Source organism: Sorangium sp. So ce406, from assembly GCF_051474675.1.
Taxonomy (GTDB): Bacteria; Myxococcota_A; Polyangia; order Polyangiales; family Polyangiaceae; genus Sorangium; species Sorangium cellulosum_G.
In genome coordinates, this window is the sequence record NZ_CP150340.1 from 12,520,663 (window position 1) to 12,537,643 (window position 16,981).

At 73.0% G+C, this 16,981-nt stretch carries 12 protein-coding genes; 10 read left to right on the forward strand and 2 right to left on the reverse strand.

The window, feature by feature from the left end; genetic code table 11:
* Positions 1-36 precede the first annotated feature (36 nt).
* A complete protein-coding gene (locus WME96_RS47070) occupies positions 37-3,588 on the reverse strand; it encodes a hypothetical protein (protein WP_437288064.1) in 3,552 nt (1,183 codons plus the stop codon).
* A gap of 583 nt (positions 3,589-4,171) precedes the next feature.
* Here WME96_RS47070 and WME96_RS47075 point away from each other — a divergent pair.
* Together WME96_RS47075 and WME96_RS47080 are read left to right on the forward strand one after the other, a co-directional pair.
* Complete coding sequence (locus tag WME96_RS47075; protein ID WP_437288065.1) at positions 4,172-4,945, forward strand: phosphoenolpyruvate--protein phosphotransferase; 774 nt, start codon at positions 4,172-4,174, stop codon at positions 4,943-4,945.
* Between the two features lie 968 nt (positions 4,946-5,913).
* On the forward strand, positions 5,914-6,369 hold the full coding sequence (locus tag WME96_RS47080; RefSeq protein WP_437288066.1) for a hypothetical protein: 456 nt from the start codon (positions 5,914-5,916) through the stop codon (positions 6,367-6,369).
* On the opposite strand, the gene WME96_RS47085 is transcribed toward WME96_RS47080, so the two are convergent.
* Positions 6,348-6,728, reverse strand: coding sequence for a hypothetical protein (locus tag WME96_RS47085; protein ID WP_437288067.1), 381 nt, complete (start codon positions 6,726-6,728; stop codon positions 6,348-6,350). The two genes, WME96_RS47080 and WME96_RS47085, sit on opposite strands and share 22 nt — an antisense overlap.
* A gap of 554 nt (positions 6,729-7,282) precedes the next feature.
* Here WME96_RS47085 and WME96_RS47090 point away from each other — a divergent pair.
* From WME96_RS47090 to WME96_RS47125, 8 genes are all read left to right on the forward strand, one after another.
* Positions 7,283-7,732: a hypothetical protein gene (locus WME96_RS47090; RefSeq protein ID WP_437288068.1), complete on the forward strand. Its 450-nt coding sequence runs from the start codon at positions 7,283-7,285 to the stop codon at positions 7,730-7,732.
* A 325-nt stretch (positions 7,733-8,057) separates the two neighbouring features.
* Positions 8,058-8,678 (forward strand): hypothetical protein, encoded by a 621-nt coding sequence (locus WME96_RS47095; RefSeq protein ID WP_437288069.1) that lies wholly within the window; start codon positions 8,058-8,060, stop codon positions 8,676-8,678.
* A gap of 115 nt (positions 8,679-8,793) precedes the next feature.
* Positions 8,794-9,360, forward strand: coding sequence for a cytochrome c maturation protein CcmE (locus WME96_RS47100; protein ID WP_433932464.1), 567 nt, complete (start codon positions 8,794-8,796; stop codon positions 9,358-9,360).
* A 102-nt stretch (positions 9,361-9,462) separates the two neighbouring features.
* Positions 9,463-10,713 carry a phospholipase D-like domain-containing protein gene (locus WME96_RS47105; RefSeq protein WP_437288070.1) on the forward strand — a complete coding sequence of 417 codons (1,251 nt, stop codon included), beginning with the start codon at positions 9,463-9,465 and terminating at the stop codon, positions 10,711-10,713.
* An 18-nt stretch (positions 10,714-10,731) separates the two neighbouring features.
* Positions 10,732-11,505: an endonuclease/exonuclease/phosphatase family protein gene (locus WME96_RS47110; protein WP_437288071.1), complete on the forward strand. Its 774-nt coding sequence runs from the start codon at positions 10,732-10,734 to the stop codon at positions 11,503-11,505.
* Positions 11,506-11,612: 107 nt separating this feature from the next.
* Positions 11,613-12,251 carry an NAD(P)-dependent oxidoreductase gene (locus WME96_RS47115; RefSeq protein ID WP_437288072.1) on the forward strand — a complete coding sequence of 213 codons (639 nt, stop codon included), beginning with the start codon at positions 11,613-11,615 and terminating at the stop codon, positions 12,249-12,251.
* A 151-nt stretch (positions 12,252-12,402) separates the two neighbouring features.
* On the forward strand, positions 12,403-15,687 hold the full coding sequence (locus tag WME96_RS47120) for a DVUA0089 family protein (protein WP_437288073.1): 3,285 nt from the start codon (positions 12,403-12,405) through the stop codon (positions 15,685-15,687).
* Between the two features lie 806 nt (positions 15,688-16,493).
* The gene (locus WME96_RS47125) at positions 16,494-16,922 is read left to right on the forward strand and encodes a hypothetical protein (RefSeq protein WP_437288074.1); all 429 of its coding nucleotides are present in this window, start codon (positions 16,494-16,496) and stop codon (positions 16,920-16,922) included.
* Positions 16,923-16,981 lie beyond the last annotated feature (59 nt).

Consider the following 16,981-nt stretch of genomic DNA (forward strand, 5'->3'; position numbering starts at 1 on the left):
AAACACTGGACCGATGTGGTGCTCTGGAGCGTGGCCCTAGTGTCGCTGCTGATGTGGCTGCTCTCCGTGTTCGGTGTTCTGCCCGGGAGCACCTGGATCCACGTGCTCCTGGTGGTCTCCGCCGTGTTCGCCCTGGCCGGGATGCTCCGGCAGGTCCCCGGGCGGCCGCGGGGCTGAGCCGGCGGGCGCCGCGGGAGCGCCCGGCGGCGACTCCATGCCTGTCGTCGCCGCCGAGGACCCGTCCTGACAGCAGCGGACGCCGGTCGAGTAGTCGAGGTAGCTCCGCGGGTGGGACGTGACGAGCGCCTCGCAGCCCGCGCGGGTCGAGCGCGAGTAGAAGCCGCCGGCGAACGCGCCGCCCGGCTCGTTCACCCACTCGTCGAGGTTGCCCACGAGGTCGTAGACAGCGTCGCTGCCCCAGCGGCTCCTGCACCGGGGGCTCTCGCCCGTCTCCCGGAGCAGCGGCTCCCGGCCGACGCGCACGCGGTTCAGCCGCGGGTCCAGGTGGCCGATCGACGCGTTGCCGTGGAGCGCGGACGCGGGGTGCCCCGCCCGGAAGACATTGCACGCGCCCTCCTCGAACGTGTCGCCGTACGGGTACAGCGTGTCGTCCTCGCCGCGGCACGCCGTGACGAACTCCTCGACCGAGCACAGCCGCTTGCCGGCGGCGGCGCAGGCGCTCTCGGCCACGAGGCCGGTCACGTAGCCGCTCGGCCGCGCCCCGGGCCGGGAGCGGGCCACGGCGGCGGTCGCGCGGCCGCGCTGCCAGCCGGGGAGCAGCGGCAGCGGGAAGGCGCGCGCGTGGACGTCGCCGAGCCTCCGCCGGCCGGTCGACCACTCGGCGAGCGTGAGCTCGAGCAGGTTCGGGGTCGACGGGTAGTCGGGCGAGAGCGCCTGTCCGGTGGCGCCGTCGACGAGCATCGCCTCGAAGCGATCGACGCAGAAGCGGCCGCCGTCGACGGCGACCATGTCCGCGGGGCACGCGGGCGCGCCGGGCGGCGCGGGGGCGGGCGCCTCGCCGGGCTCCGCCGCGGCCGGGCGCACCGCCGCGCCCGCGCCGCCCGCGACCGCCGTCAGCGCGGGGCGCGCGACGCCCGCCTCGGCCTGCGCGTCGAGGCCGCTCACCGCGCTCCCGAACCACCGCAGGCTGCCGTCGGCGGCCCAGACGGCGTCGCCCACCACGCAGGCGCCGGGGGCCGCCAGCTCCGGGACGGTCACGAACGCCCCGGGCGAGGGGGCCGGGACCGCGCGCCGCGCGGGCTGCCCGTCGACGCAGAGCGCGCCGGTGTCGTCCGCCGGCCACGGCTGCGACGCGAGCTCCGCGCCGTCGTCGTCGAGCCACACCACGTGGCGCCGGGCCGCGTCGCTGAGCAGCGCGCCCCCCTCGGGCAGGGCGACGAGCCGCACCGCGAGGTCGCCCTCGGCGAGCGGCAGCGAGGTCGCGCGCGCCGCGCCGGGCCGGCCGAGCGCGTCGATCGACAGCGCCACGACGCGGGTTGGATCCGCGGCGCTCACGCCGGCCACGATGGCCCCGCCGCCCCGGCGCTCGCACGCGTCGAACCCCGCGCGCACCGGCGACGCGATCGCGACGGCGGGCGGCGCGCGGCCCGCCGCGCCGGCGCCGGGCGCGATCTGCGCGAGCGCGCCCGGCGCGACGAGCGGGCGCGGCGCGCCCGGCGCGATGAGCGCGCCCGAGGCGTCGATCCCGGTGATCTGGAGCCGGTCGCCGAGCACCTCGAGGAAGAGCCCCCGCTCGCGGCCGCCGACGAGCGCCGTGCCGCCTTCGTGGGCGCGCCCCCGCAGCGCGGGCACCGCGAGGGGCTCTGGCAGGAGCCGCACCACGTCGGTCCTCGCGAGCCACCAGGACGCCCCGATGCGCGCGGCGCGCCGCCTGTCCGCGGCGCGCTCCGGCGCGTCGATCGGCGTTCCCGGCGCGCCTCGTGACGTCGCGGCGCCGGGGGCTCCCGGCGTCGCGGCGCCGGTGGCTCCCGGCGTCGCGGCGGCGAGGCCCTCCGGCGCGCCGGCCGGCGCCGCGGCGATTTGCCCGCGCGCGTCGATCCGGTGGAGCTGCCCCGCGGCGAACGCGAGCCCCTCGCCGTCGGTCGCGAGCGCGCCCCACGCGATGCGCGCGCGCCGCGCCGGGAACGGGTCCGGCTCGCGGCGCGGCTGCCCGTCGGCGCGCGAGGCCGAGAACAGCGCGCCGGCGCTCGTCTGGAAGTACGCGCGATCCCCCGCCCACGCGGCGAGGCCGGGATCGTACGCCGGCTGCCCCGGCGCGCGCCGGGCGCCGCTCGCGGCGATGCGCTCGAGCGCGGCGATCTCGGCCGGCGCGAGCGGGGTCGCGTCCGCGAGGCGCGCTGGATCCACGGCGCAGACCGCCCTGGGACCGCCGCCGGCGCCGAGCCGCTGGAGCGACGGCGCCACGCGCGTCGCCTGGCACGCCCCGTTGCGGCCGGTCACGTCGACGACCACCGAGCCCGCGCTCGCCGTCACGAGGCGCGGATCCAGGTGGCCGCGCAGCGCGCCGTAGTCGAGGTCCCCCTCGACCACGACGGCGCGCCGGCCCGGATCGAGCTTGCCGTCCTCGCCGAGGGAGGCGACGGCGATCTGCGCGCTCCCGAGCCACGACGTGCTCGTCTTCTTCGAGCTCGCCGCGTAGTAGAGCAGGTCGATCGCGCCCGGCCTCCCGCCGGCGTCGATCAGCCCCATGCCGTCGAGCGGCGGCCGGAAGCGCAGCCCGGTGGGCGCCGACGTCGCCGCGATCCCTTCGCCCGGCGAGATCCACCGGACCCGCACCTCGACCTCGGGCAGCGGATCCGGCCGCTTCGGCCGCGGCGCCGGGCGAGCGTTCTTCCGGGGCCGGCCGTCGCGCTTGCGGTCGGCGCCGCGCTTGTCGCGCGTCTTCTCGAGCGCCTTGCCGCGCTTCTTCTCGGCCGCCTTGTCGCGCGCCCCCGCGGCCTTCCCGTCCCGCCTCGCCGCGGGCGTCTTGCGGGCGGGCTTCGCTGCGGCGGCCTTGTCGCGCTTCGCGGTGCCGCCGACGGCCTCGAGCTCGAGCAGCGCGACGCGCTCGCCCACGGCCGCCATCGCGTGCGCGCGGGCCTTCGCGCACGCGCGCGACGCGGCCGAGGTCTCGCCGGGCAGGAACGCCGTCGCGCAGAGCTCGTCGCCCTGCGAGGTGAGCAGCGTGGTGCCCCCGCCGGCCGACGACAGCGCGCCGGCCAGGTGCTCGTCGACGAGCTGGAGCGGCGGCCCGAGCTCGCCCGTCGCGGCGTCGAGGCGCCGCACCCAGCCGATTCGATCCGACGACGTCCCGGCGACGAACATCACCGAGCGGCCGTCGAGCGACGGCTCGATGTCGAACGGGAGCGGCTCCACCTGCGGCGCGCCGAGCGGCGTGCGCCCGGGCTGCGCCGCGCCGCCGGACGTCGCCGCGAGCGCGTCGACCGGGGGTGCAGCCGTCGGGGCCGCGGCAGGCCCGCGGCCTGCGGCGCGCGCCGCCGTGCTGGCGGGCGCGGGGGATGCCGTCATCGGGCGGCCGGAGCACGCGCCCGCGCCGCAGGCGAGCGGCACGAGCAGCGCGGAGATCACGGGGAGGGGGGATCGGGGACGTCGCATTCTTCGCACGCGCCGCCCCCTTGCGGCGCGGCCGGGCGGGGGCGGCGGCCGAGCCTAGTACCGCGGGGCCGAAATCCTGTCAGCGATCTGCTTCGCGGGCGAAGAGAGAGATTTCAACGCAAAGGCGCAAAGGCGCAAAGACGCAAAAATACAAAGAATTTTGGTGATTCTCGCGGCCCGGGATCCGCCTTGCGCGCGAAGCGCGCAATCACACGAAAATTCAAAGAAATTGTCTCCTTGCGTCTTTGCGCCTTTGCGCCTTTGCGTTGAAATCCCTCGCCGGATCCCCGGCCGGCCTCCTGGTGGGCGGTGGGGGCACGCCCGCCGGCGTGCGGCGGGGCGTGGGGGGACGCCGGCCGGCGTGCGGCGCCGCGTGGGGGGACGCCCGCCGGCATGCGGCAGCGCGTGGGGGGACGCCCGCCGGCGTGCGGCGCCGCGTGGGGGGACGCCCGCCGGCGTGCGGCGCCGCGTGGGGGGACGCCGGCCGGAATGCCGCGGTGCGTCGAATGCGTGCTGCCGCCTTGCCGGGTCATCGTGCGCCCGATAGCCGGGTCTGATGGGAAAAGCCGCATTTCTCGCCCGCCGGCTCACGCCGAGCGGGTGCATTGTTGCAGGTACGAAGCTCGCCGCTCACCGGGAGGCCTTGAAGTCGAAGAAGGTCAAGCTCTCTGCCAAGGTCGACGCAGCGGTCCACGCCGTCATTGCGTCCACCGAGGCCCTCGAGGCGCTCGGGAGCCTCGACGCCACGATGGTGGAGATCGATCGCGGCACCGACAGGTGCATCGGAGCGTTCAGCAGCCTGCTCGCCGCCGTCGAGCGCGCGTTCGATCACGACGACATCCTGCCGCTGACGGATGACGAGGCGGCGCGTCGTCGCGATGCGCTGCTGGTGCGCTCGGAGGTGCTGTCGTCGGGCACCGATTTCATCCGTCTCGTCTACTCCCAGCAGTGGGTGCGCATGAGCGCGATGATCAAGGCGCTCGACGGCAAGGACGTGAGGGCGGCGGTCGAGCGACTCGGCCTCTCGGCCGAGGCAGGCCGACTGCAGCGCTGGACGGAGCTGTACGGCAAGAAGCTCGGTGTCACCGAGGCGAAGGGCGCGGATCCGGCCGTCAAGGCGGTCGAGGCGTGGCATGAGGCCTATGGCACGCTCCTGGTCCAGGTCCATGCCGAGTACGACGACGACAAGGACGAGACGCACGCGCTCCTCCGTGACCGGCTGCTCTCACCGTACGAGGACGCGGCGGAAGAAGCGCGGCGCGCCGAACAGCGGGCCCGCGCCGCCAGCGCCAGGAAGAAGACCCAGGCCGAGCCTGAGCCGATCGGATAGCGCCGCTCCCCGCATGCCCGCCGGCAGGCGACCGGCCATCCCATCCATCGCGCGAGGACGACGCGGTTCGCCGGTCGCCTCGCAGCACCCGTGCAGTCCCGATGCCGGGTGACATCTCTCAGGCCGAGGGAAACCTTGCCTGTAAACCTCGTGCATTCTTCTCGCAGCGCTCGGGTTGCGTGCGGGGCTGGAGGTGCCGCTCTCGGCCCGCCTCGCCGGGCAGCTCACCGGCGATCTCTTGCTCAACACACTTCGGCCCCACGTTCGACCGATCCATGGTGAAGCGTGGTCCGCGGCGCCCGTCTCGGGGGCGGTGGCGTTCCGCCTGGTCGCTTTCTTCTGAACCTTCGTGCGGTTTCGCGAAGCGTCGGACGCGCCCGCGGGAGCAATTCCCATGAGACCGTTGCGAGCGCGTGCGGCGCGCTGGGGTCGCGGGCGCGTCTCTCCGATCCAGAGCAGCGCGGGCTCGGACCACCCGAGGGCAGACCACCCCCGTTGCGATCGCATTTCGACAAGCGAGGTACTTTCTCATCTTTCTCCAGGCGACTGCCCGCGTCGCCCTTCACCAGGGCCCGACCTGTCCCCGTCGTGCGCCCGTCTCTCCCCTGCCGCCCGAATGAGCGCTCTGGCGCCCCACGGCGACGCGAACCCGTCGATTGTGCAGCGAGAAGCGGGGCAGTCGCGGAAACCGCCCCGATGAAGACCCCGTTGCCGATCCATCGCCTCCGTGCGCCCGTCTCCCGGGTCGGTCGGCGCAGGCGGCGGCAAGCTCGGAGCGCCCGGCTCTGAGGTCCCGAGCGAGATGCGGCGCCAGGAGTCCGCCTGGCCGTGCGCCCCCACCAGCAGACGAGGGGAGCCAGCGGCGGTCTGGCGCTCGCCAACCTTCTCCAATCGCGCCCCAGACCGTCTTCGGACGACGCGACGCCGCCGCGCCTTTCCGCATCGTGAGATTGAACTAGACTCCGGGCATGTCTGATCCGGACCAACTCATCCCGGAAGAATCTGACTCGGACCAACTCATCCCGGAAGAAGTAGAGGATCTGCTCGAATGGGCGTCGATGGCCGAACTCTACGCCGTCGGCTACATCCGCATCCTCGCCGACGCGATCGAGCGCGGCGACGCCGAACTCCAGGTGGATCCTTCGGCATGGGAAAACACCATGGCCGCCGCCGCGTGGGCGATGATGGAGCACGTCCGCGGTCGCCTGCACGGGCCTACAGCCATCACCGTGGAAGACATCGAGCGGATGCGGCGACTCCACGGGCTAGGTGCCGCTGCACTCTCGAGCGGTGAGCGGCCGCCCGAGCTCTACCCGCTCGCTCTTCGGTGCATGGAGTGTCTGTTCGGACCGGACTGGAAGCGCGCGGCGCGGGAAGCCGCGTTCTACGCGCGCGCTCTCAATCAGGGATTTCCACCCTCGTAGCGGCACAGAACGGGAGCTCCGCCGACGAACCGGCAGACATCTCCGTTTTTGTAGTAGTACCAGCAGCTGCTGATAACGCCGACCGATCTGCATTGACCCAGCAGTCCAGGTTTGACGTTGTCTTTGTATGGATGACGTCGTCCTCCCTGGCACGAGATTCCTGCTTCTTCGGCGCACCGGCCCATGCAGTCGGCGCCATACTCGCGTTTCTTGCAGCGGATGATCTTGACCGAGCCGATCGACTCTGGTTCGGTCATGGAGCCGTTTTTCGTTTCGTCGTCAAGTGTGATGTTGTCAGCTTCGGGGTTGCTGGTTGGTGTATCGATCTCCGTGTCAGGGAAAGTCTCTGATGGGTGCATGACACAAGATGCAACACATAGCGCGAATCCATGGAGGGAGATGAGGCGGCAACCGCTGGAGCGATTCGCATGGTCCCGGCGACTGACGCAACCAGCGGACCCACGTCTGTCGAGTGGGACGGTGCCATGCGGCAGTGGCATCTGGAGTCCCGGACACCGCCCCGATGAAGACCCATCGCCGATCCCGCCCCGGCGGGAGACGCGCTGCGCGCATGGCTGTACGGCGTCGTTTGGCGCCAGGTGTCCCATCACCGCGAGAGCGCCTACGTCCGCCGCGCGATCCTGCGCGGCGTGCCCCGCGCGCCCGCCGGCAGGGCGCATGTCGGGATCGAGGGAGAGCTCCTCGCCCGCGCCGCGCTCCGCAACGTCGCCGCGCTCCCCATGGGCCATCGCGAGGTCCTCCTCGCAGCGGCCGGGCCCCTGAGCCGGGAGCGCGGTGGAGGCCGCCGGCGCCACCGGCGAGAAGCGCACGTCGCCGCTCGTCACGATCGCGCGATCCAGGCTCATCAAGGCAGGCGCGGCGCTGTTCCTCGTGGGGGCCGGGTGGGGCGGGCGTGCTCCATGCCGCGCTCCCGCCTCCTGTTGCGGCGCCGGTGGTGTTCGTCCGCGCCGAGGTCGAAGGCGCCGCCCCCGCGCCAGCCGAGCGCGCCGGGACCGGGCGCGGCGGGCGCGCCGCGGGCGGATTCGCCGTGGCCGACGCGGTCGTGAGCGCCGGGGCCCCGGCGGCCGTGGCCGTGGCGGCTGCGGCGCCATCACGCGCCCCATCCCGCAAGGCGGCTCCGCCCGGCGAGCACGACACGACCGGGGAGAGCGCCCTGCTCAGCAGCGCCGGCATCGCGCTCAGCGAAGGGAAGGCGACCGAGGCGCTCGACGTGCTGGCCCTGCACGAGCGGAGCTATCCGTGCAGCCCGAGAGCCCAGCAGCGTGAGGCGCTGGTCATCCGCGCGGCGTTCCCTCACGCCATGTTTCTCCCGGCCATCGAGGCGGCTTCGGACGGCCCGTGAGGGCTCAGGCACGCTGCCTCGGGCGAGCACGGAGCACGCGGCCGCGCCGCAAGCGAGCGGCACGAGCAGCGCAGCGAGGAAGGACGGGAGACGAGCGATCGGGGGCGTCGCATGCTTCGTATGCCTGGCCTCCCTCGCAGCGCGGCCGGGAGGGGGTGGCGGCCGAGCCTGGCGCGCACGCCGGAGCGTGCACCGCGGTGTCGCTCTGTACGGGCCGCGATCGTCGCGGGGCGCGCGCCCGCGGGCACGGCGGCTGCTGTTTGGCAGGGCGGAGAAACTCCAGGAGGCCTCCATGAACGCGTCGACTCGCCGCACGATTCACCGCATGCACGTAACTCTGGCATCCCTCGCGCTCCTCGCGCTCGCCTCCGGGTGCGGCGGGGAGCGGCGGCCGGCCCAGCCGGTCACCGGGACGCCGACGTTCGAGTCCGAGGTGCCCCAGGACGAGGCGCCCTACGACGCGGACGAACAGCCGCCGGGCGCCGCGCCGAGGCGCGCGCCGCCGGGGCCGGGCGGCGAGTTCGGCAGGGGCCCCGCCGACGAGGGGCGGACGGGCGAGCGCGGGACGCGCGGCGGCACCGACGAGCACGCGCTCTGCGAGCAGATCGCGGCGGCGGCGAGCGTCAGCGCGGAGGACATCCCGGGCGGCGTGCAGATCGTGATGACGCCGAGCCCCGGCGCCAGCGCGACCTCGCTCGACACGCTCGCCCGCCAGCTCGACGCGCACCTCGGCGCGATCGGCCAGGCGGGACAGCAGCCGCCCGGCGACGTCGGGACGCGCTGCCGCCTGTTCGACATGGCCCGCACCGGCGCGCGCGGCAGGGTCGTCGAGGCGGCGGACGGGCTGCGCGTCCGCTTCACGTCCCCGGATCCCGAGGAGGTGTCGATCCTCCGCGACCAGGCGCGCCAGTTCGAGCGGTCCGCTCGCGAGGGACAAGTCCGGTAAGGCTGTCCAGTTCTTGCGGGATGCCGCGGGTTGCCGCCGATCGAGCGCGGGCCGGAGCAGGTGGCGCTCGACCGGCCGCGGAGCGCGGGCTAGCCTGGGCCTGAAGGGTTCCACGATGAGCAAGAAGCTGGATGAAGAGTTGGCCCAGGCGCTGTCTCTCGCAGAGCAGCAGGAGACCCCGGCGGTCGTGAAGCCGGCCGCGTCGAGCGCGCAGCCGAAGCCGCGTCCCTCGCGCAGCGTCGGCCTGCTGGCGACGCTGCTCGTCATGGTGGGCGCGCTCGTCGCCCTGTTCCTCGTCGGCTTCAAGGAAGCCGCCGTCTACGCGACGCCCGTCGATCAGCTCCTCGCCTCCAAGGACAAGCTCGCCGGCCGCAAGGTCCGCGTCGAGGGCGAGCTCGTCCCGGGCACGCTCGTCAAGCGCGACCAACCCTGCGAGTACCGCTTTCAGATCCACGGCACGCAGGCCGAGCTGCCGGTGCGCTACGCCCAGTGCGTCATCCCCGACACCTTCCGCGACGTCCCGAGCGGCGGCGTCCAGGTGACCGTCGAGGGCGCGCTCACGCAGGACGGCAACTTCGAGGCGAGCCTCGTGATGGCCAAGTGCACCTCGAAGTACGATCCCAACTCGCACGAGATGAAGGGCGACGCCAAGGCCGGCGAGGGCCCGCTCTCTCTCAACTGAGCGCGCCCCTGCCGCCTGGCCGCGCCGCGCGCGCGGTGTGACGACAACAGGCGGGCCCGGTAGAGCGCTCGCCTCCCCCCGCGCATCCTCCACACTGCGGCGATGATCTTCCGCGAGCGCCGGTTGCACAGCCCCATCGACGATGGCCGCAGCGTGTCTGCGCCGGGCGTGCCGCCCGTCGCCCGCGCCGCCGCGTCCTCGGGCGCCGGCGCCGACGCGCCGAAGGCCGTGGGCCCCATCCTGACGGCCGAGCACGCGCTCACCCTGCTGCCCGGCATGGAGGCGGTGCTGGGCTCGATCTTCCGCGACGTCGACCGCGCGGAGCGGCGCGTCGACATCGAGACGTACATCTACCGCGACGACCTGCTCGGGCGCTCGTTCGCGGAGGTCATGGGGCGGGCCGCCGCGCGCGGGGTGCGGACGCGGCTGCTCTACGACCCGCTCGGCTCGAACGAGACCGACACCCCGTTCTTCGAGGAGCTCCGGCGCCGCGGCGTCGAGGTGCGCGCCTACCGCCCCATGGCGATCGCGCTCGGCCGCGGCGGGCTCCTGCCGCGGGATCACTCGCGCGTGATCGTGATCGACGATTTCGCCTACACCGGCGGCGCGGCGTGGGGGGACGAGTGGCTCCCGGAGCGGCGCGGCGGCGAGGGGTGGCACGACGTCTGTATGCGGATCGAGGGCCCCTGCGTCGGCGATTTCGCGTACCTCTTCGAGCAGCGCTGGCGCGAGGCCGACGGCGAGGGCGGCGGCCTGCGCGACTACGCGACCGGGGCCAAGTACCCGGACCTCGAGCTCGTCGCGGACACGCCGGACGACAACGCGCGCGTCTACGCCCGCTACCGCGAGGCGATCCGACGCTCGAGGGAGCGCGTCTGGATCGAGAACGCCTATTTCTTCCCGCCGTCCGGGATGCTCCAGGACCTCGTCGACGCGGCCAGGCGCGGGGTCGACGTCCAGGTCATCCTCCCCGGCCAGACCGATCTGCCGATCATCCAGCGGGCAGCGCGCGCCGAGCACGCCGCGTGGCTCGATCGTGGCTTCAGGCTATTCGAGTACCAGCGGGACGTCATGCACTCGAAGTTCGCGCTGGTCGACGACGGCTGGTGCACGATTGGCACCTTCAACGCGAACCCGAGCAGCCTGAGCGCCGTCAACGAGGTGAATCTCTTCGTGTTCGATCCGGAGTTCGTGGCCCGGGTGGCCGACCTGTTCTCGCGGGACAGGGCGGACTCGCGGCCGGTGACCCGAGGCACGCTCGCGGCGCGGTCGCTCCCGGACAAGGCGATTGACTGGCTCGCTCACGGGGCCTTGAGCCTCCTCGACGCGCTGGTCAAGACATCCCCGGACTGACGCCCTAGGAGGAGGCATTTGAGCCACGATCGCGAACTTGTCATCTTGACCCAGAACATCTGGGGTGGCGTCGCCCTCTGGGAGCGGCGCCGGACGATGCTGGCCCGTCTCCTCGGCGATCTGCGGCCCTGCATCATCGGGCTCCAGGAGGTGCACGCGCCGGCCGCGAGCGGCGACCTCGGGCAGGCAGGCGAGCTCTCGCGGCTCGTCGGCGGATACCGGGCCTGGTTCGCGCCCGGCAGGGTCGCCGCGAGCGGCGAGTGCGAGGGGGTCGCGCTGCTCTGCAGGGAGGACATCGAGGTGCTCGACCACTCCGTCGAGGCGCTCACGCTCGATCGCGACGACCCGTTCGAGCGCGACAGCCAGCGCGTCGTCCTGCGCGCCGCGATCCGGCACGCGGGCGCGGTGATCGACGTGCTCGTCACGCACCTCTCGCTGTCGAAGCGCGCGCGGGCGCGCACCGTGCGGGAGCTCGTGAGCTTCGCCGCGCGCGAGCGGGAGAAGTCGAGGAGCCTCGGCGCCGTGCTGATGGGCGACTTCAACGCGCTCCCGAGCGAGGAGGCGGTCTGTTACCTCCAGGCGAGCGCCGGAGAGGCCAGCTGGCTGGACGCGTGGAAGCAGACGCACCCCGGCAAGCCCGGCGGCACCTGGCCGGCGGGCCTGCCGCTGCGCCGCATCGATTATGTCTTCGTCCAGCCCGGGGAGGGGTGGACGATCACGCGCTGCGAGCGGGCGCCGTTCTCCGGCTCGGATCACCACGGCGTGGTCGCGTGGCTGCGGCTCGGCGCCTGACGGGCGGAGCGCCTCTCGCCCGGCTCCAGAGCAGATCTCGGCGGATGAGCACGGCGTGACACGCGCGTGTTGAACCCGCCGCCGCAGACCGGGTAGGCTCGGGGCGCATGAGCAGACTGCTGATCTTGGGGGCGACGGGGGGCACGGGCGCCGCGCTGGTGCGTCAGGCCCTGGAGGCCGGCCACGAGGTCTCGGCGTTCGCGCGCAATCCCGCCACCATCCCTGTTCCGCACCACGAGCGGCTGCGCGCGCTCCGCGGCGACATCATGGATGCCGAGCAGGTGTCGCGCGCCGTCGCCGGCCACGACGCGGTCCTCTCGGCCCTCGGGTCGCGCGGCCTGGGGCCGACGCGCGTCTACTCCGAGGGCATCGTCAACGTCCTCCGCGCGATGAAGGAGCACGGCGTCCGCCGCCTCATCGCCATCACCTCGGCGGGCATCGACGATCAGCAGCGCGCGCTCTGGTTCCGCCTGCTGGTGAAGCCGCTGCTCCGCAACCGGTATTCCGACATGGTGCGCATGGAAGAGGCCGTCCGTAAGAGCGATGTGGCCTGGACCCTCGTGCGGCCGCCCAAGCTCACGGACGGGAGGCTCAGCAAGGAGTACCGCGCCAGCGTCGACCACTTGCCGATGGATGGCTATTTCATCGGTGGTCCGACGATCTCGCGCGAGGACACCGCGCATTTCATGCTCGCGCAGCTCGACAGCGACGACTTCGTTCGCAAGGCCGTCGCCGTGGCGTACTGAGGCGCGGCGCTCGCGCCCTGTCCCTTGACGCGACGGTGGGCTTTGAGTCTGCTGCCGCCGCGGCGCCGGGGAGACTTCGGCTCTTCTGCCGTCACGGCGCCGAGCAGAGGCCGCAGTATCCATGTTTTTCCCTTCCAGGACCGCACTCCCTTTGTTCCTAGGACTGGCGGCTCCAGCCCTGGTCGGGTGCGAGCTCCTCGCCAGCGCAGACCGCACCAGGATCGATGAGCCCGCTGTCTCCGGCAGCAATGGAGAGGCCGGCAGCAGTGGAGAATCCGGCAGCGATGGAGAGGCCGGCGGCAGCGAAGAGGCCGGCAGCGATGGAGAGGCCGGCAGCGGCGGCAACGAGGACGGCGATTGCTGCTCGCACGCATGTCCGGTGGAGCCCGGGGGCGAGGTCGAGCCGAACGACGAGTTCGCGTCGGCCAACGACGCCTTCTGCATCGCGCCCGACGGTCGAATCCGCGCCTTCCTCGACCCCGCGGGCGACGTGGACGTGTTCTCGGTGAGCGTCCCCGACGGGGCGGTCGGGCGGCTCAAGGCAGAGACGCTCGATGGCCCGCTGGGCACGGCGTGCAGCTCGCTCGGCGTCGATACGTATGTGACGATCTTCGACGGCAGCATGGGGGCCCTCGACAGCAACGATGATATCGCCGGCGACAACACCTGTTCTTCCCTGACGCTGAACAAGCTCGGCGCGGGGGACTACTTCATCAGCGTGCAGATCTCCCCGGAGGCGGAGCCCGCGACGCTCGATCATGCGCTCGATTACACGCTCTCGCTCACCCTGGACACCGCGGTGTGCGGCGACGGCGCGCTGGAGCCCCCCGAGCTCTGCGACGACGGGAACACCACCGGCGGCGACGGCTGCAGCGCCGCGTGCGAGCTGGACGCTCCGGTGCGCGAGGTCGAGCCGAACGACGCCGCGGCCGAGGCCGATGAGCGCGGCGCCCTCCGGCCGAACGAGCTCGTCACGGGGGCGATCGAGCCGCTCGGCGACGTCGACGTCTTCGCCTTCGTGGTGCCGCGCCTCGCGGAGATCCAGCTCGCCACGTTCGACCCGGGCAGCCTGAGCGCGTGTTCCCAGGGCGTCGACACCTTCCTCCAGCTCCTCGACGCGGACGGCGCGACGGTGCTGGCGAGCGACGACGACAGCGGCCCCGAGGCCTGCTCGCTCATCGATTCCACCGTTGCCCCCTGGGCGACGCAGCTCCGGCCAGGCACGTATTACGTGACCGTCGAGGAGTTCACGAGCGACGCCACCATCCCCGGGTACGACCTCCTCGTCGTGTTCACCGCGCTCTGCGGCGACGGCGTTGTCGAGGGGGCCGAGGCGTGCGACGGCGGCGACGGGTGCTCGGAGGACTGCGCGCGGATCGCGGTGTGCGGCGACGGCGCCATCGACGGCCCCGAGGCGTGCGACGACGGCAACACCGAGGGCGGAGACGGCTGCAGCGCCGCGTGCGAGCTCGAGGGGACGGTCCCGGAGGTCGAGCCGAACGACGCGCCGGAGCAGGCCACCGCGGGGCAGGCGACCGCGTCGGGCGCGCTGTTCTCGGCGTGGATCTCCCCGGCGGGCGACGTCGACCACTTCGCCATCGACGTCCCCGGAATCGCCGACCTCGTCATCGAGACCTTCGACGCGAGCGGCCCGACCTCCTGCCGCGGCGTCGATACGGTGGTGCAGCTCCTCGCGCCCGACGGCGCGCTGGTGGGCGAGGACGACGACGGCGGCGAGAAGGATTGCTCGCGCATCCAGGCCGTCATCGCCGCGCCGGGGATCTACCCTGTGCGCGTCGAGGCCTATGGTGGCGGCTCCACCGCCGGATATACCCTGCGCGCGCGGACAATCGCCCTGTGCGGCGACGGCGTCGTCGCGGGTCACGAGGAGTGCGATGGCGGCCCCGCGTGCGAGGCGACGTGCCAGCGTATCCCGGCGTGCGGCGACGGCTTCATCGACGAGCCAGAGGTCTGCGACGACGGCAACACGGAAGACGAGGACGGCTGTGACGCTGCCTGTCGGCTCGAGGGGGCGACGGCCGAGATCGAGCCCAACGCGACCCCGGCCGAGGCCGACGCGAACGGCGCCGTGGCGCCGGGAGCGCTCGTGTCCGGCGTCCTCGACCCGGACACCGACGTCGACGTCTTCGCCCTGCGACTCACGACCGTCTCGGACCTCCGTCTCGAGACCTTCGACGCGAGCGGCCCCGATCGGTGCGCCGACGGCCTCGACACCGCGCTCGTCTTGCTGGCGCCGGACGGGGCGACCACGCTCGCTTCCGACGACGACGGCGGCGCCGGCGCCTGCTCGCTCATCGACCCGACGAGCCCCGGCGGCGCCTCGGCGCGCCGCCTGGCCCCGGGGACCTATTACGCCCTCGTCCACGGCTTCCCCGGGGTGCTGGACGCCCGCTACACGCTGCGCGCCTCGCTCGACGCCTCGTGCGGCGACGGCGTGACGGAGGGCGCGGAGGAGTGCGACGGCGGCGCGGGCTGCACGCCGGGCTGCGAGCGCATCCCGGTCTGCGGCGACGGCCTCGTCGACGTGCCGGAGGGGTGCGACGACGGCGGCGCCGCGGGCGGCGACGGGTGCAGCGCCGACTGCCAGATCGAGGCGGCGACCGCGGAGATCGAGCCGAACGACACCGCCGCGGAGGCCGGGGCGGGCGAGGTCGTGATCGCGGGCGACGCGCTCATCGCGGCGCGCATCGACGCGGGCGGCGACAGGGACGTGTTCCGCGTGAGCCTGCCGGTCGCGGCGGTCGTGCGCCTCGAGGTCCTCGACGGCACCGCCGCGGGCTGCGAGGGGGGCATCGCGACGACGCTCCGCGTGCGCGACGCCGCGGGCGCGCTGGTCGCGACGGACGAGGGGCTCTCCGACGCCGAGTACGCCGGCGGGATCGGCGGGTGCTCGGCGCTCGTCCTCGCGCTGCCGGCCGGCGATCACCTCGTCGAGGTCGCGGCGCGCGACGGCGGCGCGGCGATCCCGATCTACCTCCTCCAGGCGAAGATCCTCGCCCCGGCGGGGGCCGAGGAGGAGCCGAATGGCACCCTCGCCGAGGCGAACGGGCCTGTCGGCTCCGACGTGGTCATCGCCGGCGCGCGCACGATCGACGACTTCGACTTCTACGCCGTGGACCTCCCGGAGGGCCGCTCGATCCGCGCGGAGATCGTCGAGGGCGGCGCGGAGACGTGCGAGTCGCTCGAGATGGACAGCCGGCTGTCGCTGCTCGACGGAGAGGGCCTGATCATCGCGGACGACGACGATGGCGGCCGGGGGGACTGCTCGCTCCTCGACGGCACCGGGAGCGCGCCGCGCCACCCCGGCGCGCGCGCGCTCCCGGCGGGAACGTACTTCCTGCGGGTCCGCGCCTCGTCCGGCGCGGCGGGCTCCGCGGCCGTCTTCGACTACCGACTGGCCGTCACGCTCCGCTGACCCGCGCGGCGCCGCCGGGGCCGCCGCGCCACGTCCAGCCGAGAGGGCGCGCGCCCGCTCCGGGCGTCGCCTGGAGAGGCCCGGACGAACCCGGCGCCGCGCGATGACTCGATATCTGGAGTTCCCATCATCGCGAGATTGCCGCGCCCCATCGCGCCTCGGCGAGGAGGTGGCTATGCGGCGCTCTTCGGCGTCTCATGGCGGGTCAGGACCCACAGGCGTCATCGGCCCACAGGGCGCGAAGACACGCGCGAAATCCCTGGGTTCCTGCCTCGCGCGCGCCGCGTGCGCCCGCGCTGCGCCCCACTGACCACTCCGGGTCTGGACCGCTCTTCGCGGCGCCCCGCACAGCGCCTCTGGCGCGCTGGTGCGTGATACTTCGGCTGGATGTGGGAGCACCAGGGGGTGCGTTCGAGGCAGAGGTTTTGAGCGCATAGTCGAGGAGTGCCGTTATTCTCCCTGGTTCTATGTCAGTCGTGTTTCCGACCGCAGAATTGCCAATCAAAAGTGCTTGCGTGAACCCGCGGGGAGAATAGTCTCCTGTTGTTCGCGTCATGACCTCGGGGCGGGTTCCTCCGGGAGCGTGACCATGACGGGCCGGCGACAACGCGCGCCGCGCCCGTCGGGGCACTGCTCTCCTGGCGCAAGCCCCGGGGCATGAATCCCTTGGGTGACGATCTGGATAGGTATCTGCAACAAAACTTCACCACAGATTCGATTCCTCGGAGGTATTTCTCATGAAGAAGATTGCTCGTTGGGCGCTCGCTTTCGCTGTCGTGACGTCGGTCTCCGGCAGCGCGATGGCCATGCGGAATGATTGTATCTACAAGGTGACCACCAGCACAGGGCTCCGGCAGCTCCAGGTCGGGTACACGATGGCTCAGCTCGAGGAGCACGTCATGACCAGCCCGTGGGATCCCGTGTGCTCGAACCACGTCAACTGGTTCTCCGGGGGCACCGGCCCGGTCGGGGTGGCTCAGAGCAGGATGCTGTACAGTCCGACGTTCGAGTGGGGGGATTGCTACGCTGCCAGCTACCAGTTCACCCAGGGGTACGTCCAGACCGATCCGCACGAGAACAACTACGGGATCACCGCGCACGGCCAGATCCAGCCGATCTCCAGCTTTCATGGGACCGCGGATGCCTACAACGGCGTCATCGTGGCCTTGATGAAGTACAGCCCCTTGAGCTCCGCCAAGCAGATCAAGATGACCCCGGAGTGCCACGGGCCGTGACCTACACAGGTCCGGTGTCGTACCGGCGGTAGGGCGGCGCTCGGCGCGCGGATCATCGT

Bases quoted from the DNA above. Each gene is read 5' to 3' on its own strand.
- WME96_RS47075 (WP_437288065.1), top strand. From the start codon at position 4,172: ATGGGAAAAGCCGCATTTCTCGCCCGCCGGCTCACGCCGAGCGGGTGC.
- WME96_RS47080 (WP_437288066.1), top strand. From the start codon at position 5,914: ATGTCTGATCCGGACCAACTCATCCCGGAAGAATCTGACTCGGACCAA.
- WME96_RS47085 (WP_437288067.1), bottom strand. From the start codon at position 6,728: ATGCACCCATCAGAGACTTTCCCTGACACGGAGATCGATACACCAACC.
- WME96_RS47095 (WP_437288069.1), top strand. From the start codon at position 8,058: ATGCACGTAACTCTGGCATCCCTCGCGCTCCTCGCGCTCGCCTCCGGG.
- WME96_RS47100 (WP_433932464.1), top strand. From the start codon at position 8,794: ATGAGCAAGAAGCTGGATGAAGAGTTGGCCCAGGCGCTGTCTCTCGCA.
- WME96_RS47105 (WP_437288070.1), top strand. From the start codon at position 9,463: ATGATCTTCCGCGAGCGCCGGTTGCACAGCCCCATCGACGATGGCCGC.
- WME96_RS47115 (WP_437288072.1), top strand. From the start codon at position 11,613: ATGAGCAGACTGCTGATCTTGGGGGCGACGGGGGGCACGGGCGCCGCG.
- WME96_RS47125 (WP_437288074.1), top strand. From the start codon at position 16,494: ATGCGGAATGATTGTATCTACAAGGTGACCACCAGCACAGGGCTCCGG.